The organism is Rhizobium leguminosarum, from assembly GCF_019798305.1.
Lineage (GTDB): Bacteria > Pseudomonadota > Alphaproteobacteria > Rhizobiales > Rhizobiaceae > Rhizobium > Rhizobium leguminosarum_U.
This window is the reverse complement of record NZ_JAAXDD010000017.1, coordinates 132,938-152,456: the sequence shown is the minus strand read 5'-3', so window position 1 is coordinate 152,456 and position 19,519 is coordinate 132,938. Positions and strand designations below refer to the sequence as shown.

19 protein-coding genes and 1 pseudogene are annotated in these 19,519 nt (G+C 61.0%); 13 read left to right on the top strand and 7 right to left on the bottom strand.

The features are described 5' to 3' along the window. Position 1 precedes the first annotated feature (1 nt). The 3 genes from HFO99_RS27530 (at position 2) to HFO99_RS27520 (ending at position 4,954) form a co-directional block, all read left to right on the top strand. On the top strand, positions 2–805 hold the full coding sequence (locus HFO99_RS27530) for an ABC transporter ATP-binding protein (protein ID WP_222364819.1): 804 nt from the start codon (positions 2–4) through the stop codon (positions 803–805). A gap of 148 nt (positions 806–953) precedes the next feature. Next, complete coding sequence (locus tag HFO99_RS27525) at positions 954–4,199, top strand: adenylate/guanylate cyclase domain-containing protein (RefSeq protein WP_222364816.1); 3,246 nt, start codon at positions 954–956, stop codon at positions 4,197–4,199. Positions 4,200–4,273: 74 nt separating this feature from the next. Continuing rightward, positions 4,274–4,954 (top strand): peroxiredoxin-like family protein, encoded by a 681-nt coding sequence (locus HFO99_RS27520; protein ID WP_222335179.1) that lies wholly within the window; start codon positions 4,274–4,276, stop codon positions 4,952–4,954. Between the two features lie 65 nt (positions 4,955–5,019). Here HFO99_RS27520 and HFO99_RS27515 read toward each other — a convergent pair whose 3' ends face one another. The 4 genes from HFO99_RS27515 to HFO99_RS27500 form a co-directional block, all read right to left on the bottom strand. Then, positions 5,020–5,574 (bottom strand): c-type cytochrome, encoded by a 555-nt coding sequence (locus tag HFO99_RS27515; protein ID WP_222364814.1) that lies wholly within the window; start codon positions 5,572–5,574, stop codon positions 5,020–5,022. A gap of 111 nt (positions 5,575–5,685) precedes the next feature. Next, positions 5,686–6,018, bottom strand: coding sequence for a four-helix bundle copper-binding protein (locus tag HFO99_RS27510; RefSeq protein ID WP_222310638.1), 333 nt, complete (start codon positions 6,016–6,018; stop codon positions 5,686–5,688). An 11-nt stretch (positions 6,019–6,029) separates the two neighbouring features. Beyond that, on the bottom strand, positions 6,030–6,461 hold the full coding sequence (locus HFO99_RS27505) for a DUF305 domain-containing protein (protein WP_222335181.1): 432 nt from the start codon (positions 6,459–6,461) through the stop codon (positions 6,030–6,032). 41 nt (positions 6,462–6,502) lie between these two features. Next, positions 6,503–6,877 (bottom strand): hypothetical protein, encoded by a 375-nt coding sequence (locus HFO99_RS27500; RefSeq protein ID WP_261323344.1) that lies wholly within the window; start codon positions 6,875–6,877, stop codon positions 6,503–6,505. 111 nt (positions 6,878–6,988) lie between these two features. Here HFO99_RS27500 and HFO99_RS27495 point away from each other — a divergent pair, with 111 nt between their 5' ends. Then, entirely contained in the window at positions 6,989–7,492 is a 504-nt protein-coding gene (locus tag HFO99_RS27495; protein WP_222335182.1) for a cytochrome b, read from the top strand. Here HFO99_RS27495 and HFO99_RS27490 read toward each other — a convergent pair. Continuing rightward, positions 7,475–7,915, bottom strand: coding sequence for a YqaA family protein (locus HFO99_RS27490; protein WP_170263128.1), 441 nt, complete (start codon positions 7,913–7,915; stop codon positions 7,475–7,477). The genes HFO99_RS27495 and HFO99_RS27490 overlap by 18 nt on opposite strands. Positions 7,916–8,059: 144 nt before the next feature. Between HFO99_RS27490 and HFO99_RS27485 the strand changes: the two genes are divergently transcribed. From HFO99_RS27485 to HFO99_RS27460, 7 genes are all read left to right on the top strand, one after another. Beyond that, a complete protein-coding gene (locus tag HFO99_RS27485) occupies positions 8,060–8,473 on the top strand; it encodes a hypothetical protein (protein ID WP_222364812.1) in 414 nt (137 codons plus the stop codon). Positions 8,474–8,566: 93 nt separating this feature from the next. Continuing rightward, positions 8,567–8,794: a hypothetical protein gene (locus HFO99_RS33680; protein ID WP_261323343.1), complete on the top strand. Its 228-nt coding sequence runs from the start codon at positions 8,567–8,569 to the stop codon at positions 8,792–8,794. 17 nt (positions 8,795–8,811) lie between these two features. Continuing rightward, on the top strand, positions 8,812–10,257 hold the full coding sequence (locus tag HFO99_RS27480) for a TolC family protein (protein ID WP_409994948.1): 1,446 nt from the start codon (positions 8,812–8,814) through the stop codon (positions 10,255–10,257). Between the two features lie 13 nt (positions 10,258–10,270). Next, entirely contained in the window at positions 10,271–11,617 is a 1,347-nt protein-coding gene (locus HFO99_RS27475; protein ID WP_222364810.1) for a multicopper oxidase family protein, read from the top strand. 35 nt (positions 11,618–11,652) lie between these two features. Next, positions 11,653–12,132, top strand: a complete 480-nt coding sequence (locus HFO99_RS27470; RefSeq protein WP_003539697.1) for a plastocyanin/azurin family copper-binding protein — start codon at positions 11,653–11,655, stop codon at positions 12,130–12,132. Between the two features lie 23 nt (positions 12,133–12,155). Then, positions 12,156–12,443, top strand: coding sequence for a copper-binding protein (locus HFO99_RS27465; protein ID WP_017964313.1), 288 nt, complete (start codon positions 12,156–12,158; stop codon positions 12,441–12,443). A 136-nt stretch (positions 12,444–12,579) separates the two neighbouring features. Next, on the top strand, positions 12,580–13,935 hold the full coding sequence (locus tag HFO99_RS27460; protein WP_222364807.1) for an adenylate/guanylate cyclase domain-containing protein: 1,356 nt from the start codon (positions 12,580–12,582) through the stop codon (positions 13,933–13,935). A gap of 596 nt (positions 13,936–14,531) precedes the next feature. Here HFO99_RS27460 and HFO99_RS27455 read toward each other — a convergent pair. Next, positions 14,532–16,040, bottom strand: a complete 1,509-nt coding sequence (locus HFO99_RS27455) for a winged helix-turn-helix domain-containing tetratricopeptide repeat protein (RefSeq protein ID WP_222364805.1) — start codon at positions 16,038–16,040, stop codon at positions 14,532–14,534. A 428-nt stretch (positions 16,041–16,468) separates the two neighbouring features. Here HFO99_RS27455 and plsY point away from each other — a divergent pair, with 428 nt between their 5' ends. Further along, positions 16,469–17,128: a glycerol-3-phosphate 1-O-acyltransferase PlsY gene (gene plsY / locus HFO99_RS27450; protein ID WP_222364803.1), complete on the top strand. Its 660-nt coding sequence runs from the start codon at positions 16,469–16,471 to the stop codon at positions 17,126–17,128. Between the two features lie 52 nt (positions 17,129–17,180). Here the strand turns inward: plsY and HFO99_RS27445 are convergent. Further along, a pseudogene (locus tag HFO99_RS27445) lies at positions 17,181–18,088 on the bottom strand (agmatinase). Positions 18,089–18,303: 215 nt separating this feature from the next. On the opposite strand from HFO99_RS27445, the gene HFO99_RS27440 reads away from it, so the two are divergent. After that, entirely contained in the window at positions 18,304–19,470 is a 1,167-nt protein-coding gene (locus HFO99_RS27440) for an MFS transporter (RefSeq protein ID WP_222364801.1), read from the top strand. Positions 19,471–19,519: the final 49 nt, after the last annotated feature.

The following is a 19,519-nucleotide window of genomic DNA, read 5'->3' as shown; positions in this document are numbered from 1 at the left end:
CATGTCTGGCAGGGGAACAGTTTTGGCTAGCGACAACAACGACAAAAGCGCTGCCGTTTCGGTTAAGGATCTTCGGAAATGCTTTGGCCCATTGGAGGTCCTGAAGGGAGTCTCGCTGGAAGCACATGAAAGCGATGTGATTTCCATTCTCGGTTCATCGGGCTCCGGCAAATCAACGATGCTCAGATGTCTCAATATGCTCGAAGTCCCCGACAGCGGGGAAATCCGTATCGGCGGGGAGATGTATGCTCTGAAGAAAGCCGGGCATAGAACCGAGCCGGCTGACCGCCGGCAAGTCGATCGGATACGCGAGCACGTCGGCATGGTGTTTCAAAGCTTCAACCTCTGGTCGCACATGACGATCCTGGAGAACGTGATCGAAGCGCCGGTGCACGTGCAGAAGCGTAACCGTGCGGAATGCATCGCAGAGGCCGAAGCTCTGCTCGAACGGGTCGGTATCGCCGACAAGCGAAATTTTTATCCCGCGCACTTGTCCGGAGGGCAGCAACAACGGGCTGCGATCGCGCGCGCACTCGCGCAGCGGCCGAGGGTCATGCTGTTTGATGAACCGACCTCTGCGCTTGATCCCGAACTCGTCGGCGAAGTGCTCAAGGTGATGCGCTCCCTCGCTGAGGAAGGCCGGACGATGCTGGTCGTGACGCATGAGATGGCCTTCGCGCGCGAGGTTTCCAATAAAGTGGTGTTTCTCCACAAGGGTGTCGTCGAAGAGACCGGCGCGCCTGCTGAGCTTTTTACGCAGCCGAAGTCTGAACGATTTCGACAGTTTCTTGCGGGAACGAGGTGACGTCGCCTGACGTCCGGAGCGGATCTCGCCGGCAGCGCTTGTTTAGTGCTTGCGGGCCTGGGGCAGCAGGTTCATGCTTGCCTCCTGTCTGAGGCCTGCTGGTTGCGGCTGAAATAGCCGTACATCGGGGTTTCGTGAGATGCGTCCGATGGAGTGCAGCGGCTGCGGGTTCGATATTCAGAGCGGTTTTGCTTTCTGTCCGCGATGCGGCGCAAGGCAACCTATCACCTGCGCCGCCTGCGGCTATGCTTGTCAGCCCGATTTTGCCTTCTGCCCCGGCTGTGGCGCGTCGATTTCGGGCAAAATCCAACCCGCATCGAAGCCTAAGATCGAGACGGTATTGTCTAAATCGGATGGCGACGCCGACCGGCGGCCGGTAACCGTGCTCTTCGCCGATCTCTGCGGCTTCACGACGCTGAGCGAGCAGATCGACCCCGAAGTCATGCGGGTGCTGCAGAACGAATTGTTCGAAGAGATGACCCAGGCGGTCGAGGCCTATGGCGGCTTCGTCGACAAGTTCGTCGGCGATGCGCTGCTGGCGCTGTTCGGCGCGCCGGTCGCTCATGAGGACGATCCGGTCCGGGCGCTCGGTGCCGCACTCGATATGATCGGTCGGGCGACGCAGGTCGGCGAGCGCTGGCACGCCCGCGCCGGCGTGCCGCTGCGTCTGCATATCGGCATCAATAGCGGCCCTGTCGTTACCGGCGGCTTCGGTGCGGTCAGTACAAAATCCTATTCGGTGACCGGCGACACGGTAAACACAGCCCAACGCCTGCAATCCATGGCCGGCGAAAACGATATCCTTGTCGGGCCGCTGACCTATCGCCTCACCCGCCATGCCTTTGCCTTCGAGAGTCTCGGTGCGCAGGCGTTGCGCGGCAAAAGCGGAAACGTCCTTGTCCATCGGCTGACAGGGCTGTCGGAAGCGCCGCACACGGCGCGCGGGCTCGAGAGTTTCGGCCTTCAGGCGCCGATGATCGGACGGGATACGGAAATGTCGCGGTTGCTGACATGCCTCGATCTTGCCTGCGGTGGTGCTGCGCAGCTTGTCCGCCTGATCGGCGAAGCGGGCATCGGCAAGTCGCGGCTGGTCAATGAATTCGTCGCGATAGCCAGCAATGCCGCCCGTTTCCAGGGCCTCGCCATCCGCAAAGCGACCTGCTCTCCCCTCGGCGAACAATCCTATGGCACGCTCGGCGCGGTCGTGCGCAGCGCCTACGGCATTGGCGAGCGAGACGATCTCGACAGGGCGCGGCAATTGCTGGCAACGGGGTTTCGCGCGCTCGATCTGACGCAGGAGGAGGTCGAGGGACTTTTGCCGCTCTTTCTGCATGTCCTCGGCCTCGGCGATCCCGATGGCGCGTTGCGGTACATCGAGCCGGAGCAGCTGCGGCGGCAGATCTTCTATGCCGTCCGCACCGTCTTCGAGCGGCGGCTGGCGCAAGGTCCCCTGCTGCTTGTCATCGAGGATCTGCACTGGGCGGACGCCGCCTCGCTGGAAGTGCTTCGCTTCATGATGGACCGGCTGGAGCGCAGCCGGTTGATGCTGCTGGCGATCTACCGGCCGACATCGCAAACCGACCCACTGGACTCCAATCGTGTCAGCGTCACCGTGCAGCGTCTTGCCCCACTCTTTGCGGCCGACGGGCAGAAGCTGCTTGCTGCGTTTTTTGGCGTGGATCATGCCAAGTTGCCGGTGACGATGCGCAAGCGCATCCTCGACCGCGCCGGCGGCAATCCGCTTTTCATCGAAGAAATCCTTCGGGTGCTGATCGACATGGGCACGTTGCACAATGACGGCCAGCACTGGCATGTCGCAGCGGAAGACACGGATGTCGATATACCGGTGAACCTGCAAGCCCTGTTGCTTGCCCGCGTCGATCGTCTGCCACAGGAGATCAGACGGCTGGCGCAAGAGGCTGCGGTGGTCGGCCCGAAATTCGATACCGCCCTGCTCCGCACCATCGCCACCGACCCAGCCGCCATCGACGCGGCATTGGATCATCTCTGCGATGCCAATATCATCGAGGAATTGCACGGACCCGATGCCGGCGGGTCGCCGGGATATCGCTTCAGCCAGACGCTGATGCACGACGTCATCTATCACAATCTCCTGCTGCAACGGCGCATGGAGCTTCATCAACGCATCGGTCAGGCTCTGGAACGTCAATATGGCGCAGCGCCCGATCGGCCCGAACATCTGGCGCAGCTCGGCCATCACTTCAGCCTGACCACCGAAAAGGCCAAGGGCGCCACCTATCTAATGGCGGCGGGTGACCTGGCGCGCAAGGCCTATGCCAATGACGATGCAATGCGCCTCTACCGCCAGGCCCTTGCGGCCTTCGCAAACGAGGCGGAGGTGACATCGGAGCAACTGGCGATCTTGGAGCGTCTTGCCGATCTCTGCAGCCCTGCCGGCCTGCGCGACGCCGCCTTGAACCATTATCAGCGGGCGTTGACGATCCATCGCACCAAAGACGATCCTATCGCCGCGGCGAGGATATTGCGCAAGATCGGCCGTTTGCATCTTGATGCAGGACGCCGCGATCAAGCGGAGACACATTTGGCCGAAGCCGAAGCGATGATCGCAACGATCGACGCGCCGGTCGAACGTGCACATGTCCTGCAGGAGCGCGGCCATCTGGCCTTCCGCATGGGGGATCAGTCCGCAGCCGCAGAGTGGGCGACGCAGGCGCTGCAATGCCTGCAAACGCTGCCGATCGACGGGACGAACGAGGCCGGACGGGAGACGGCGCGAGCGATGGCGGAGGCGCTGAACACCAAGGGTGCGGCCTTTGCGCGGCTCGGACGTCGCCGCGAGGCCGTACAGGAAGTGGAGCACAGCCTCTCCGTTGCCGAAAAGGCCGATCTGCAAAGTGCCGCCTGTCGCGCCTATTCCAATCTCGGCGTTCTCTACACGATTGTCGATCCGGCCAACGCCATCAGGATCTGCCGGCGCGGTCTGGAGGTTGCGACCCGTATCGGCGATCTCGGCTTCCAGGCGCGCCTTCTCGCCAACCTCGCAGTCGCATGCTGTACCTTCACCGATCGCTGCGCCGCCGAAGGTGTACCAGCGGCGGAGAAGGCCGTCGAAATCGACCGGGCACTCGATCAGCGCGACCATCTCTCGGTGCCGCTGATCGTGCTGGGCCAGATTCATCAGTGCCACGGGCAGCCGAAGCTAGCTCGTAAGTATTACGAAGAAGCCCTTGAGGTTGCGAAGGAAATTGATGAACCGCAACTACTCTTTCCGTGCTATGATGGCTTGGCGACACTCAGCCTTGAGCATGACGACATGGACGAGGCGGAACGGTATTTCACGCTGGCACAGGATGTGTGCATCCGCCACAACCTCGATCCAGGCACGCTCGTCGTCTTGCCGTTTCTCGACTGATCTGTCCTCGTTGCAGTGATCGCCGGAGATCGATTTGGCAAATCGATTCAAAAACATAAAGGGAGGAACGAAACATGCAGGAGAACCACGCCGCAAGACCATTGCAGCCGGGAGATCGCGCGCCGAACGTGGTGCTGGATGCGATCACCCGCCAGGGCAAGGTCGCCATCGACGATTTTCGCGGCCAGAAGCCGGTGCTCGTCGGGTTGTTCCGCGGATTGCATTGCCCCTTCTGTCGCCGGCAGATCGCCGCCATGGCCGAACTCACCGGTGCATTGCAGGAGAAGGGTATCGATAGCCTGACCGTCGTCAACACGCCGATCGAGCGTGCCCGCCTCTATTTCCGCTACCATCCACTCCCCAATCTGCTGGCGGCCTCGGACCCGGAACGGGTATCCCACAGGGCCTTCGGCCTGCCGAATCTGGAGTTCACCGAAGATGAGAATGAGTGGCCGCGCAAAGTCAGCATGAACACGGTGATGTCGATGCGCATCGACATGCCGGGAGAGCTTCCAGCGCCTATGGACCCGATGGCGGCGTCGGAATTCCTCGACAACGCGGATGGCTATGAATTCACCGCGGATGACAAGCAAATGATCGCCACCGGCCACGGCCAACTTGTCGGCGAATTCCTGCTCGATCGGGATGGCGTCGTGCGCTGGTGTTTCACCGAAGTCGAAGGGGATGGCCGCAATATGTTCGGCGGTCCGGCCCCTCGGGAAGTGATGTCGGCAGCGTCGAACATGGCTGTTTGATGGGGCCGTGCTTGAAATGTCGGACGCTTGAAAAGGCGAGCAATTCCCGGTCCCGAGTGGCGCCGTCACTCCATCCTGAACCTGACGTGGCAGGTCGTGCAGGTCTGGAGCATCAGATGGAACGCGTGTTCAGCCGGCATCGCCGATAGCTCCTGCTCGTTGCGGACGTGGGTGCCGAGCGGGCCGCCGCCCATCGCCTCTCCAGGCTTCATGCGCATGCTGGCGGGCATGGGTCCGGGGTTTTTCTCCGCCGCGGCATCCAGTGCGACAGCGTAGTCACGCAGGTCGTTCGCGATGCGGTCGAACCGCTCGCGCTCTTCGAGGATGTTCGGCTTCGCCTTCGACTGCGGACTGGCGGTCTCGGACGCGAAATGTTCCGAGAGAACGGCGCCCGACTTGTCGCGGATGGTGTCGGCGGCCCACCTGAATTCGGCGGCCTTGTAGCTCGCCGGATCCTTGAACATGCCGGAGATCGTCTTCGCCGCGGCGGCCATGGCCTTCATGTCCGCCTGTCGAAGGGCGACTAGGTCCTCCGTGGCCGGTGACGGAACCGACGCCATCAGGACTGCTCCCACGACGGAGAGCAGCCCGACCTTCTTCATGTAAGCGGTCTGTTTCATAAACGCCGCGTTCCTGTCCGGGCCATGCCACTTGCTTTAGATATCCGTCGCTTCATCGGATATCCGTTCTCATCTGGGCAGGAAGAGGGCGGACGGAGATCGCCTCCCCGATCACGCGGCCATCTTGCTGCAGCTATCGGCGCAGCGGCGGCAGGCGTCGACGCAGCTTTGCATGTCGCCCACCCGCTCGCAGTCTTCGGCGCACTGGCCGCAGATTTCTGCGCATTCCCGGCAGACATGCTTGTGGTGCTCCGAGCCGATCAGCATGAAGTGCGCAGAGGTCCGGCAGATCTCCGCGCAGGCCATCATCAGCTTGAAGTGCGAAGGCTTGGTATGTTCGCCGCCCAGTTCCAGGCAGTGGCCCATGGCCATCGACAGGCATTCGCTGTAGCAGGCGAGGCAGTTGTCGATGCAGGCTTTCATCTCGGTTGACATCTGATGCATGGCTCAATCTCCTATTTGGCTTCCTTGTCCACCCACTTGGACATCTCTTCGATCTCCTTTTTCTGGGCTTCGATGACCTTTTGGGCCATTTGCTTGGCCTCATCATTGTCGCCGTACTTGAGCTCGACCTCGGACATGCTGATCGCGCCCATGTGGTGGGCGATCATGCCGCAGACGAAGGAGACGTCGGCGTCCTTCTTCATCATCCCCTGCATCATGTTCATGTGCATGTCCTTCATGCCGTCCATCGACGCCTTCTGGTAGTCGGTCATGTCGCCCGTCGGCATGCCGCCGGAAGGCATGTCCGCCTTCGACATGTCCATGTCTTGGGACTTGCATTTCTCCGGGTAGGCCATCGTCGACTGGGCGGAAACCGCCGACGGCAGGATTGCGAAGGAGGCGGCGACTGCCGCGCACAGGGTAAGGGTGATGTACGTCTTCATGTTTCGATCTCCGAAATCTGCTTGAGGTTGGTTGTCCTGTCTCAGACTGGCGGAAATCGGGGCGGCGGGTCGATCGCACGGATCAGCAGCAGCGGCCTCTCGACGGACGGCGTCGGTTTATGCCTTCCCGGTTCGAAGCGTGGAGTCGCGACCTTGGCAAGTTCCGGAAGGATCGGACAACAGTGCATCGTCGAACAGCACCCGGTCTGCGGGTCGTAGGCATGCCCCGGATGGTGATCGCGCTGCGCGATGACGGCGCAGTGCTGGCTTTGAAGAGTGCTCGGCGCTGCGGCCACGCCAAAAAGATTCGCCGCAACGAGGATCGCGACGACGAGAAGCTGAGCGTAGCGGAATATGCTCCAAAGTCCCATTCGGCTGGATTTCCCTTCCACCATTGAACCGCGCGGCAGCAGCAATGTTCCAAAATATCAGAGATCTGTGGCGGCCCCGCGTTTTGGCAACTGGGCGATGAGGAAGCATTAACCGTCGCCGGCTAGTCTAGCGGTCTCTCGCTCGGAAAAAATTCGATGAAACCTGGCTACTCGCTGGCCCAGATAGGTCTTCACTGGCTGGTCGCCCTCCTGGTGCCGGTCCAGTATCTGACGGGCGGCAGCATCGAGAGAACCCACCACGCCGTCCACATGGGCATGACCCCGGCTTACTGGGACGTCGTCCAGCACCATCTTCACAACTACGCGGGAATGGCGATCGGCCTGCTGATGGGCGTGCGGCTAGTTCTTCGTCTCCTTCAGCCGACCGAGACCCGCGCGCCCGGCACGTGGGCTGGGCGCGCGGCCACGGCTCTTCACCATGCCTTCTACGCAGCGATCATCGCGCAGGCCTGCATGGGCTTCGTCGCGAGCTACTTCTGGTTTGGAATCGCCCCCTACCACGTCGTCGGGTCGAGGATCATTCTGGCGATGGTGGCGTTGCATTTCGTAGCGGCGATTTGGCACACGGTGGTCGCCCGGGACGAGACGGTCGACCGGATGGTGTTCCCGCGTCGGACGCGCTCAGCCGATGATCTGTAACGTGGCGAATGTCAGCACGACGTAGCGGCCGGTCTTGGCGACGAACACCAGGATAGTGAAGGGGAGGAGCGGCTCCCTGAGCACGCCGGCGACAACGGTCAGGGCGTCGCCAAACAGCGGCATCCAGGACAGGAGCAACGTCCATCTTCCATATTTCCGGTACCAGCGGGACGAACGCTCGAGCGCCTTTTCGCCTACGGGAAACCAGCGCCGATCCCGAAACCTTTCGATACCACGGCCGAGAAACCAGTTGACGATGCTTCCAAGCGTGTTTCCGACGCTGGCGACGGCGAGCAGAGCCAGGACGGAGAACTTGCCGGTAAGAAGAAGCCCCACCAGTACGGGCTCCGACTGCATCGGCAGCACGGTCGCCGCGCCGAGAGCGGCGGCGAACAGCGCGACATAGGATGCGAGATCGATCATCGTAGAAAAACGGCCCCTGTTGACCTTGCCACTGTTGGAAGCGCTTCCGCATAACGTGATGTTCGCGCCACATAAAGGACTCGAACATCGACGACATATCGGTCGCAATTGAAATCGAGCTGCTTTGCATGTAGTTCGGGGAGCATGGGCAAGATGTACCGAATCGCAATGAGCAGGCTGCTCGTGTTGATGCGGCTGGTGATTATTGTATCACTGGCAGGGTACTCGCTATCGAACGCCAGCGCCGTCATGCATGGCTCCTCCTTCCCCGAGGCGGCAGCGGTACAGTCCGAGTCCGATGCAATGCAGCATCACGATAGCCATGACATGGCGAAGATGGCTGCTCATGACCATTCGCAGGGCGACGTGAGTGATGACGCAGATGGCGTATCGAAGCTTGTCAAGCAGGGATGCTGCAAGGATTTCTGCGGCGGGCTTGGCATCATGTGTGAAGGTCCCGACGTCGGCGGACCCATCGTGAATTCCATCCGGGAATTTATTGACGACCGGACGACCGTTGGGGAACTACCGACTCTCCACCGTCCCCCCAATATCTGAATAGAGACGCGCCCGCTCGATCGGGTCCAGTCGGTCGCCTGCCCCGATTCGGGCCGGCGCACCGTAGGTTATCTCTGATTCGGAAATTTCATAATGAAACCCTCGCACTTCGTGGTGGGGCTGCCGCTTCTTGTCGGCAGCTGCGCATCCACGCTTCCTCCCGACGTGGTGGCGTCCCCCGCAGCGGTCGAACAGTCGTCCACGCGCCCGGCCGCATACCGGTCGCCGATCTCGGGCTACGTCACCAGGCAGCCCGTCGATCCTAAGCCATGGCGTAGACAGAACGATCTGCAGTCTCCAGCGAATGGAGACGCCTCATGATCGAGCCTAGAAGAACAATGGTGGCGCTGATATTCCCGCTGGTGTTGAGCGGCTGCGCCACAGACGCCGAGTATTCCAGCAAGGAAGCGGGCTTCACCGCTGTTTTCAACAAGACCGCCACTGTCACGGCGAAAGAGACCGTCTGGATCCAGAACCAGAACCAAGCCCGGTCGGCGGCCGCGCAGGTCAGAAGTCTGCTCGCGCGAAGGAAGACGCTCGACGTCGAAACGTCCGTCCAGATCGCGCTGCTCAACAACAAGGGTCTGCAGGCCGCCTACGCCGATCTTGGCGACAGCGCCGCCGACGCCTGGCAGTCGACGATGTTCCTCAACCCGACCGTCTCCATCGGCACGACCGGCATGGGGACGCCGGAGCTGGGGGCGTTCAAGACGATCGAGGGAATGATCACGACGAACATCCTGGCGCTCGCCACGAAGAACAGGGATATCGCGATTGCCGACACTCGCTTTCGGCAGTCGCAACTGACCGCGGCCGTGAAGACGCTTCAGGTCGCCGCCGACACTCGGCGTGCCTGGATCGGCGCGGTCGCGGCCTGGGAGAACGTCGGGCAGCTCCAGCGTGCGCAGGCGGCGGCGGACGCCGCTTCCGAGCTCGCGGAGAAGCTGGGCGAGACCGGTGCGATGACCAAGGGCGCCCAGGCCCGCGAGCATGTGTTCGTTGCTGAACTCGCCGGAGAGACCGCGAAGGCCCGACTGGCGGCCCGTCTCGCCAAGGAGGAGTTGACGCGGCTGATGGGCCTCTGGGGCACCGACCTGGACTACCAGGTTCCCAACGGTCTGCCGCCGCTACCCAAGTCCGTCGTCGGGCGAGGCACCATCGAGGCCGAAGCACTCCGAAATCGGATAGACCTCCAGGTTGCAAAGCTCGAACTCGAAGCCACCGCCAGGTCGTACGGCCTGACCGAGGCAACGCGCTATGTCACCGACCTCGAAATCCTGACGGGCTTCGAAACGGAACAGGAAATCGAGGACGACGAGAAGAAGACCAGGACGACCGCTCAGGTCGAACTGGAGTTCGCAATTCCGATCTTCGATACGGGCAAGGCCCGGATGCGCAAGGCTGAAGTGGCATATATGCGGGCGGCGAATCTGCTGGCGGAGAAGGCCGTCAATGTCCGGTCGGAGGCGAGATCGGCATACGAAGCCTACCGCTCGAACTACGATATCGCGCGGCACTACCAAAACGACGTCGTACCGCTTCGCACCAAGGTCGAGGAAGAATCCCTGCTGACCTACAACGGCATGATCTCGAACACTTTCGAGCTGCTCACCGACACCCGTGACAAGATCAACTCCATCCTGCTCTCCGTCAACGCAAAGCGCGACTTCTGGCTGGCCGAAGCCAACCTCGCGCCTGCGATCTACGGCGGCGGCGCGACGAAGGCGTCGGCAGAGACCGAGGTCGCCGCTGCTTCCGAAAGCAGCGCCGGCGGCGGTCATTGAGAAAGGACACACCATGTTCAACAGACGACAACTTTTTGGAGCCAGCGCGGCTCTGCTCACCACAGCCGCCTGGACGAAGACGTCGGCGATGGGGCTGCCCGACGCACCGACAATGGAATCGGCGGACATGCAGCCGCCACTCCACCCGGCCTCAGGTCCGGATTATCAGCCGGTGGTCACCCTCAATGGCTGGACCCTGCCGCACAGGATGAACAACGGCGTCAAGGAGTTTCACCTCGTCGCCGAACCAGTCGAGCGCGAGATGGCGGACGGGATGACCGCCTATCTCTGGGGCTACAACGGACAATCACCGGGACCGACGATCGAGGCGGTCGAGGGAGACCGCGTCCGCATCTTCGTCACCAACAAGCTGCCGGAGCACACGACGATCCACTGGCACGGGATGCTCGTGCCATCGGGCATGGACGGCGTCGGCGGCCTGACGCAGCCGCATATTCCGGTCGGCAAGACCTATGTGTACGAGTTCGACCTCGTGAAATCCGGCACCTTCATGTACCACCCGCATTCCGACGAGATGGTGCAGATGGCCATGGGCATGATGGGTTTCTTCGTGATCCATCCGAAAGATCCCAAGTTCATGCGCGTCGACCGGGACTTCGTCTTCCTGCTCAATGCCTACGATATCGACCCTGGTTCATACGTGCCGCGGATCATGGAGATGACCGACTTCAACATGTGGTGCTGGAACAGCCGCGTGTTTCCGGACATCAGCCCGCTGGTCGTTTCCAGGAACGACCGGGTGCGGGTGCGGGTCGGCAACCTCACAATGACGAACCATCCGATCCACATGCACGGCTACGATTTCGAAGTGACATGTACCGACGGCGGCTGGGTACGGCCGGAGGCGCGGTGGCCGGAGGTCAGCATCGATATCCCGGTCGGCGCGATGCGTGCCTACGAGTTCGATGCCAAGTATCTCGGTGACTGGGCGATCCACTGCCACAAGTCGCACCATACGATGAATGCCATGGGTCACGACATCCCGACCTTCATCGGTGCGGACAAGTCGAAGGTCGCCGAGAAGATCAGGAAGCTGCAGCCGGAATACATGCCCATGGGCACCAAGGGCATGGCCGACATGGGCGAAATGGAAATGCCCATCCCCGAGAACACCGTTCCCATGATGACGGGCTGGGGGCCGCACGGCCCCATCGAAATGGGCGGCATGTTCTCAGTCGTGAAGGTCCGCGAGGGCATCTCGGCGGACGATTACTCCGATCCGGGTTGGTACGAAAACCCACCCGGGACCCAGGCTTGGGAATGGACCGGCGAGTTGCCGGACGCGACCAAGGCCAAAGACGCGAAAACGCAAATCACGCCGAAACCGAAAAACGGCTGAGGCTCAATCTCCCACATCCAAAAAAGGATTTACGCATGAAGAATTATGTATTGGCACTGGCGCTGGTCGCCCTCGCATCGCCTGCCCTCGCCTCCGGCAATCACGCTGGCGGTCACGGTGAAAAAATGGCCATTGGCGAACCTGGCGATAAAGCCAAGGCGACGCAGACGATCCGCGTCACGATGAAGGAAACCGACGACGGGAAAATGCTGTTCACCCCCGCTGTGTTCAACGTACGCAAAGGGCAGACGGTCAAGATCGCGATCAAGAATGCCGGAACCGTCGACCACGAATTCGTGCTCGATCAGGAAGACAAGATTCTGGAGCACAAGAAGGTCATGGAGAAGTTTCCGGAGATGGAACATGCCGATGCCAATTCCATCCGCCTTCCGGCCGGTCAATCCGGCGAGATCGTCTGGAAGTTCACCACCGATGGCGAGTTCAAGTTCGCCTGCCTGATCCCCGGCCACTACGAAGCCGGCATGCACGGCGACGTCACTGTCGCTGGGAAATAATCCGCAAAAAAGGAGCCAAGAACATGAAAACTGCCATGATCAAAATCAGCCTAGCCGCCCTGCTCTCTGCCAGCGCGGCCTTCGGCGCGTTCGCCCAGGAATTCACCAAGGGTGTCGTCAACAAGGTAGACACCAAGGCGAACAAGGTCACCATCAAGCATGAGGATCTGAAGAACCTCGACATGCCTGCGATGACGATGGTCTTCCGGGTCGAAGACCCGGCCCTGCTGGAAAGACTGAAGGAAGGCTCGAACATCGAGTTCGTCGCCGAACGTGTGAATGGCAAGCTGACCGTCACAGAGGTCAAGTAAGCCAAATCGCCGTCGCTGATGTCACTTGGTACGCGGCCGTCGCTGACGGCCGCGTACCACCATCTGCGCCAACTGTGACAACGAATGCGTCCATTATCGCGAGGCGCAATCGAATACCATTCGGTAAAGACCCGCCATGAAATCTGCAATCGGCGTTCATTGGGACTACGCGCGAGAAATTCGCTCAATCCTGCTGCGCTTTGTCGCCTTCGCCATTCTTCTCGCCAACCTCTTGCTGGGCGGCAACGCAGGTGCCGAAAGAATGCTTTTAATCGTCGTCGTCGGTTATCTCGTCATCAGCGTCACTTCTGTCATGACAGCACGATTCCTTCCTGATCGCTCCTGGCTGAAAATCCTCTTTGTCGTACTCGATGCCCTGTTGGTCGTCTCAATTTTATATGGGCATATCCTTGGCGGACCGGTGACCGAAAACCACAATTTGACGACCACCAGCTTGGTGGTGGCATTTATCCTGCTCAATCATGTGGGTCTCAAGCTGGATCGTCGCCTCGTCCTCATCTTCTCTGGCATCGTCCTTGTTTCGTGGGTGGCCATGCTGGCGGCCACGGCCGCCAGACATCATACGGCTGACACGGTGTCGTTGATCGGATCGTTCTTCAATCAGGACCTGGGTCTGACGGTCAGCTTCGGATTCACCGCCTTTGCAATCTATCTTCTTGCGAAGGACCACGACCGGACGCGCAAGGAGGCGTTGCGAGCGGATGAGCGACGTCTCAATCTTTCACGCTTCTTCTCGCCGCTCGTGGTCGCGGACCTTGAGGAAGGCACCTCGGCACTCGATCTCGAACGTCGCGACGCGGCGATAATGTTCGTTGACTTGCGGGATTTCACGAGCTTTGCCGAAACTGCGCCAGCACGCGAGCTGGCTTGGGTGCTGCGGGAATACCGGCAGCTTGTTTCCGGCATCATTTTTGAACACGGCGGGACCGTCGATAAGTTTATTGGCGACGGCGTAATGGCAGTCTTCGGCCAACCCTCCCCCACAGTAGACGATGCAGACCGCGCCTTGGCATGTGCTCTAGACCTCGTCGATGCGCTCACGGATTGGAAGAACTACAATGTACAGAACGGCTACCCTGCCCTGAACGCAGGTATTGGCCTGCACTACGGCACGGTCGTCGGCGGCGTCCTAGACAGCGGATGTCATAGCGAGTTCACGGTGATCGGTGATGCGGTTAACGTCGCCCAACGCTTGGAATCGTTGGCCAAATCATTCGATGCGCCACTCGTCGTATCGTCAGCGCTGATGGCCCAGCTGCGTAATCCGGTTCCGACCGCCCTTTGGATACCTGAGACTTCGGTGGGTCTGCCGGGACGTCGGCATCCAATAGACGTGTGGTATTTGCACCGCGAAGCGGGGTTTACTCCCGCCGAGGAAAACACCGGTTACGAGACGGGCGGCGTGCAGACCGCCCTCCATAGATCATCCTTCCAGTCATCGCCTCCCGCGCCCGATGTGTGCACGGGGTAGTCAATACCTCGGACGGACACCTTGGCTGGATCGCCACATTTAACGAATGCTCGGTGCTTTCCCGGATCGCTGTAACCAGCACCCGCAGCATTTTCCTGCGAAAGCGAGATCAGGACATCGAAATCGTATCCAGCTCGCTCTGCGGCATGGTTGCTTAAAACGCCAAGGCTAACAACGGTGTCATCGTCGAAATGAGCCGTATGAAAAATCAATGGTTCCGCTGCCTTCGCATTGGAAAGTAATGACAGCCCGGCAACAAATACAGCAGGAAACCAACGCATTCACCCCTCCCGTGGTTCATGCGAATGCGAGATCATATCACTTCAACGGCCGGGCTGCTATCCATTCTACTGTAGGAGCAGCCATGGCAGTACAGTTACGCAAATGCGCTCGACCTGGTCGCATTTGGCTACGCGAAGCACACCATCCAGTAAGATCACTATGTGGAAAGTAACCGGTGTCCCACTCCCACATTGTCCTCGCGGCAAGAAGAGCGTTCTTCCGATTGAGCGCAATCGGCCTGTGCTTCGTTCTACGCACCACCGGACGGCCCGGCACCCTCTAATTTCGGGTCGTCTTTGCGTCGCACCAGCGCATCACTCGGGAAGACCGGCCTTGCGGTAGCCGTCGAGGAAATGTGCAATCGTTCGAGCGTCGCGAAATGGCTCGGTCGCAGCCCAATGGCGGATTGAAAAACGCGGGTTGGCAACAAGGAACAGTTCGACCTCGGCGCGCGCCTCGTCGAGCCGGCCGAGCTGGGCAAGGCTTGCCGCCAGGAAACGGCGTGAGCTCGTGCGATAGGTCTCGTCGCTGCGCAGCGTCTCGACAGCGGCTTCGTATTGGCCGGCGGCATATTGCGCCTGGCCGAGCGTCAGGTAGTACCAGCTTGCCGGGAACGGGTTCAGCCGGAAGGCCTTGGCGATATGCTCAAGCCCTTCCCCGATCCGCCCGGCGAGAACCGCGATGTCGGACAGGGCCGCAAAGGTGTCGGCCTCGTTCGGGTCGAGTTCGATCGCCTGGGCGAATCCCGCATCCGCCTCGGTAAAGCTGCGCTCATAGGCCAGCAGATAAGCCAGGACCCAGCGACAGCCGGCGTCATTGGGGTCGATCGCGACGGCCTTGCGCGCCAGCTGCAAAGCAAGGCTTCGGGTGGGTTGCGTTGGTCCGGCGGAATGCACCTCTCCCATCCAGTGGTTCATGGCAAGCCAGCGATAGGCCTCGGCATAGTCGGGATCGAGAGAAATCGCGCGCGTCAGCATCAGATGCGCTTCCCGCGCCGCCTGCGGCGTGTCATCCATCAGCCTGCGCGCCCGCACGCAGAGATCGTAAGCCTCGAGATTTTTAGGCCGGTTGCGCGGCGGCGGTGCGCGCAGCCGCCCGAGCAGCGCCTCGACGATCTTGGCCGTCACCTCGTCCTGAACGGCAAAGATATCGTCCAGGCTACGATCGAAGCGTTCCGCCCATAGGTGATCGCCACTCACTGGGTCGACCAGTTGGGCGTTGATGCGCACGCGCGCTTCGACACGTCTTGCGCTGCCCTGCAGCAGGTAGCGTACGCCGAGTTCCTCGGCGATCTCGCGTACATCCCTCGCCTTCCCCTTGTATGCAAAGGCCGAGTTGCGGGCGATGACGAACAGGCCTGGTATCCTGGAGAGGTCTGTGATCAGGTCTTCGGTCAGCCCATTGGCGAAGGATTCCTGTTCGGGATCGTTACTGATATTGACGAAGGGCAGCACTGATATCGATGGTTTATCGGGCAGCGGTAAAGCTTTTCGCTTCACGCCGCCGAGCTGATTGATGACGCCTATGAAGCGGTAGCCGACGCGCGGCACCGTGGCGATCCATTCACCGTCATCGGTAGCCGGACCGAGCAGCTTGCGTAGCTGCGCGATCTGGACGGTGAGGTTGCCTTCCTCGACGATCCTGCCCGGCCAGGCCGCATCCATCAACTCGGCCTTGCCGAGGATTTCGCCGGGCCGCGCGACGAGTGCTGCAAGCAGCTTTACCCCGCGGTGGCCAACGGCAACGGGATCATCGTTCCGAAGAAGCGTTCCCGCAGCCGGATCAAGCACGAACGGACCAAAGGCAAAGCGTGACCCCTGCATAGGGCGCATCCTAGAGTCTTTAAAGCTTGAATGGAACTGTTCGTCCGCTTAGAGCCTTTCCTGGCCAGATTGCAGCATTCTGTTGGCTCAAACGGAGTCGGATGGTCGACCGGCCGGCGCGCGTCGTAGCCCGGCTCTACGGCCAAGCCGGCCGGTCGATCAGCCGGCCCGTTTCAGCCAACCCGAAGGGCCGGGCATCTTTGCGCCAGGGCAGAGGCGATCGGCTCGGACGTACCAAGAGGTATGCCCTTCGCCAATCGCCTCTGCCCTGACGAAAACCTGCTCCGGCAGGATGCTGCAATCTGACCAGGAAAGGCTCTCGGCCGCGTGGTATCGAAGGCGCGCGCAGTGTAAATCGTGTTCCAGTGGCTGATGGCCGTAACGACCAAACAATGACTGACTGAAATTAGAGCGTCGAGGTGACTCCCATGGTTTTCTGGATGGCGGGTGCAGTTGGATTGGCGATCGCTTATCTCCTCGGCTCCACACCCACGGGCTATCTGGCGGGCAAACTGCTCAAGGGCATCGATATCCGGGAGCATGGCTCCAAGTCCACCGGAGCAACGAATGTATTGCGAACGCTGGGCAAATGGCCTGCATTGGCGGTTCTGCTGGTCGATGTGCTGAAAGGTGTGGGAGCAGTCATCTTTGCCCGCTGGTTTTATCCCTGGTTCTCGACAGTCTCATCAACCACGCCACCGACGGCGCTTGATCTGCAAAGCTCGGCGCCTTGGGCTGTTTACCTGGCGGGACTTGCCGTGTTGTTGGGGCATGGCCGTTCGATCTGGCTCAACTTTACGGGCGGCAAGTCGGTTGCGACGGGGCTCGGCGTGCTGCTGGCGATGTCATGGCCCGTAGGTTTAGGTGCTGCGATGGTTTTCGGCGTTGCGCTGGCTATCTCCAGGATTGTTTCCCTGAGTTCGATGCTGGCGGCGTTGACGGCAATCGCTCTCGTCTGCGGCCTGGAGCAGCCGCTACCGTATCGGCTGCTGGTGATCGCAGGCGGCATTTACGTGATTGCACGACATCGCGCCAACTTTCGGCGGCTACTGGCTGGGACCGAGCCACGTCTGGGCAAAGTCGCCTAGAAGCGAAAATGCACCGCGCCGTGTATTGCTTGCTGCCAGAGGAAGCAGGGTTTCAATCTTGCCGGACGATGACGCCAACCGCATTGACGAGAATGCGCGCGGCGGTCAGGGCCGACAGGCTGTCTATGTCGGTGAGAGGATAGAGCTCGAAGGTCGAATCCCGCAATCCTCGCCCGCCTGCCGAGGCCAGCGATCAGATCGATCACCTCAGGTAGGTGAGGCCGCCAGGAGTACGCGCCGCCACGCCGGCATGATGCCGGGATCGATGCTGTCGCAATCGAGGGTGACGACGACCTGGGCTCCTTCCGGAATATGCTGAAGGGCAGCTTCGACGCCCTCAGCGTGAACCTCACGAGCGGTCGCGAAGCGGCTGCCATAGTGCCGAGCCGCCTCGACGTCGGTGGCGCGCGCGCTGCCGACACTACGAAGACCGACTTGCACCATGCCGGCGACATGCGGCATCTCGCTCGCCCGACGCATCGGACTTGAATAGCCGTAGCGCTCGCCATGCACCTCATCGCGCCAGTCGATATGGGCGTCGATCTGCAGGACCCAGACCGGCCCTTGATCTGCAAAGCCAGCGAGGAAGGGAAAGGTCACGGAACAGTCGCCGCCGAGCAGGATCGGGATAGCCGGCAATTCCAGCACCTCGCGCATCTTCGCCTCGATCCGGGCCCGGTTGCCGGCATTATCATGCATGGTGGTCTTGATATCGCCGGCGTCGATGCACGAGACCGGCCCGCCGTCGAACAGCGGCCCTCCGAGATCGAAATCCCAGTGTTCGACGAGCGGGGCATCGTCCTGGCTCGCAGCGCGGATCGCATCAGCGGCCAGAGCGTAGCCGCTGCTGTCCTTGCCGGGATAGGTGCTGCCATGAGCGGCTGCGAAGATCACCGCACGGGGCAAACGTCCATCGGCAAGGTGATCGGGAAGGCCGAGAAAGGAAGGTGAAGCGGTCATTCCAAATGGTCCTGATGATGTCTGGCGGAATTTTGGTGGTGATGGCTTGCGGTCGGGGTAAAATTTGTTGCTGACCTGTTTAGTCCCTTTGGACGTTTTTGAGAACTTTTTGGAAAAACTTAAGTACGACGCTCCTCGCCTCCTGGAGAATTCATCCTCATTGACCTTGAGGCTTACCCGGACCGTCAACCATACGGTCTGACGAGGACATCTGCATGACTGCCGAAAGCATTACATCACCGCGCGTGGATCGGATCCCCTGGGCCGCGATGGCGGGTATCATCGCGACCGTCACGGTGTTCGCCGTGGCACAGGGGCTGACCTATCCGCTGCTGAGTTTCGTCCTAGAGCGGCAGGGAATGACATCGGGCCTGATCGGCTTGTCGGCGGCGATGACGCCGCTGGGTTTCATTATATCAGCGTCGTTCATTCCGGCGCTTTCGCGGCGTGTCGGCGGAGGACGGCTTGCGATCCTGTGTTCGATCCTGGCCGCTCTCACCCTGTTTGCAATTGCCTGGATGCAGGACGTATGGGCCTGGATGCTGCTGCGCTTCCTGCTCGGCTTCTTCGCCAATCCGCTTTACGTGATCAGCGAGACCTGGCTGATCTCGCTCACGCCGGCGCCACGCCGGGGCCGTATCATGGGCCTCTATTCATCGATCGTTTCGGGTGGCTTTGCCATCGGCCCACTGTCGCTCGGCCTTACCGGCGCCGAGGGTTGGCCACCCTTCATGATTGGTATAACGGCCTTCCTTTTCTGCGGCCTGATTGTGCTTGCGGTCGCCCCTCGTCTGCCCGGTATGCCTGATGAAGGCGAGGCAACATCGGTCGGCGGTTTCTTCCCACTGGCGCCGCTGCTGTTGTTTGCGGTTTTCACGGCTGCCGCCTTCGAGCAGATCCTGCTTTCCCTGTTCGCGGTCTATGGCGCGGCGTTTGGCAGCGCCGAAGAGCGCATCGCGTCGCTCATCACCTGCTTCATCGCCGGCAATGCCGTGCTGCAGATTTTGCTCGGGCGCATCGCCGAACGGTTCGGCTCGACGCGGACGATGTTATTCTGCGTCTTGGCTTGCCTGGCCTGCTGCCTGCTGCTGCCGTCGGTCTTCGCCACGTGGCTGATCTGGCCGCTGGTTTTCGTCTGGGGCGGGGTCTCGTTTGGGATCTACACCCTGTCGCTGATCCAGCTCGGCGAGCGGTTCACCGGTCAAGCCTTGATCGCCGGCAATGCAGCCTTCGCCTTGGTATGGGGTATCGGCGGCATCGTCGGCTCGCCGGCAACAGGACTGGCGATGCAACTGATCGGACATCAGGGGCTGCCATTATCCCTTGGCCTGCTCAGCTGTGTACTGGCGGTGTTGCTGATGGCGAGGAGATGGCGGGGCTGATCGAGGCACTTGTTCGTGCCGGCCTGTCCCCGTATTCATCTGCCGGCCC

Coding starts and splice junctions, on each gene's coding strand:
- plsY (WP_222364803.1), top strand. CDS start 16,469: ATGGTTTTCTGGATGGCGGGTGCAGTTGGATTGGCGATCGCTTATCTC.
- HFO99_RS27505 (WP_222335181.1), bottom strand. CDS start 6,461: ATGAAGACGTACATCACCCTTACCCTGTGCGCGGCAGTCGCCGCCTCC.
- HFO99_RS27530 (WP_222364819.1), top strand. CDS start 2: ATGTCTGGCAGGGGAACAGTTTTGGCTAGCGACAACAACGACAAAAGC.
- HFO99_RS27495 (WP_222335182.1), top strand. CDS start 6,989: ATGAAACCTGGCTACTCGCTGGCCCAGATAGGTCTTCACTGGCTGGTC.
- HFO99_RS27490 (WP_170263128.1), bottom strand. CDS start 7,915: ATGATCGATCTCGCATCCTATGTCGCGCTGTTCGCCGCCGCTCTCGGC.
- HFO99_RS27485 (WP_222364812.1), top strand. CDS start 8,060: ATGGGCAAGATGTACCGAATCGCAATGAGCAGGCTGCTCGTGTTGATG.
- HFO99_RS27440 (WP_222364801.1), top strand. CDS start 18,304: ATGACTGCCGAAAGCATTACATCACCGCGCGTGGATCGGATCCCCTGG.
- HFO99_RS27475 (WP_222364810.1), top strand. CDS start 10,271: ATGTTCAACAGACGACAACTTTTTGGAGCCAGCGCGGCTCTGCTCACC.
- HFO99_RS27525 (WP_222364816.1), top strand. CDS start 954: ATGGAGTGCAGCGGCTGCGGGTTCGATATTCAGAGCGGTTTTGCTTTC.
- HFO99_RS27470 (WP_003539697.1), top strand. CDS start 11,653: ATGAAGAATTATGTATTGGCACTGGCGCTGGTCGCCCTCGCATCGCCT.
- HFO99_RS27520 (WP_222335179.1), top strand. CDS start 4,274: ATGCAGGAGAACCACGCCGCAAGACCATTGCAGCCGGGAGATCGCGCG.
- HFO99_RS27460 (WP_222364807.1), top strand. CDS start 12,580: ATGAAATCTGCAATCGGCGTTCATTGGGACTACGCGCGAGAAATTCGC.
- HFO99_RS27515 (WP_222364814.1), bottom strand. CDS start 5,574: ATGAAACAGACCGCTTACATGAAGAAGGTCGGGCTGCTCTCCGTCGTG.
- HFO99_RS27480 (WP_409994948.1), top strand. CDS start 8,812: ATGGTGGCGCTGATATTCCCGCTGGTGTTGAGCGGCTGCGCCACAGAC.
- HFO99_RS27510 (WP_222310638.1), bottom strand. CDS start 6,018: ATGCATCAGATGTCAACCGAGATGAAAGCCTGCATCGACAACTGCCTC.
- HFO99_RS33680 (WP_261323343.1), top strand. CDS start 8,567: ATGAAACCCTCGCACTTCGTGGTGGGGCTGCCGCTTCTTGTCGGCAGC.
- HFO99_RS27455 (WP_222364805.1), bottom strand. CDS start 16,040: ATGCAGGGGTCACGCTTTGCCTTTGGTCCGTTCGTGCTTGATCCGGCT.
- HFO99_RS27465 (WP_017964313.1), top strand. CDS start 12,156: ATGAAAACTGCCATGATCAAAATCAGCCTAGCCGCCCTGCTCTCTGCC.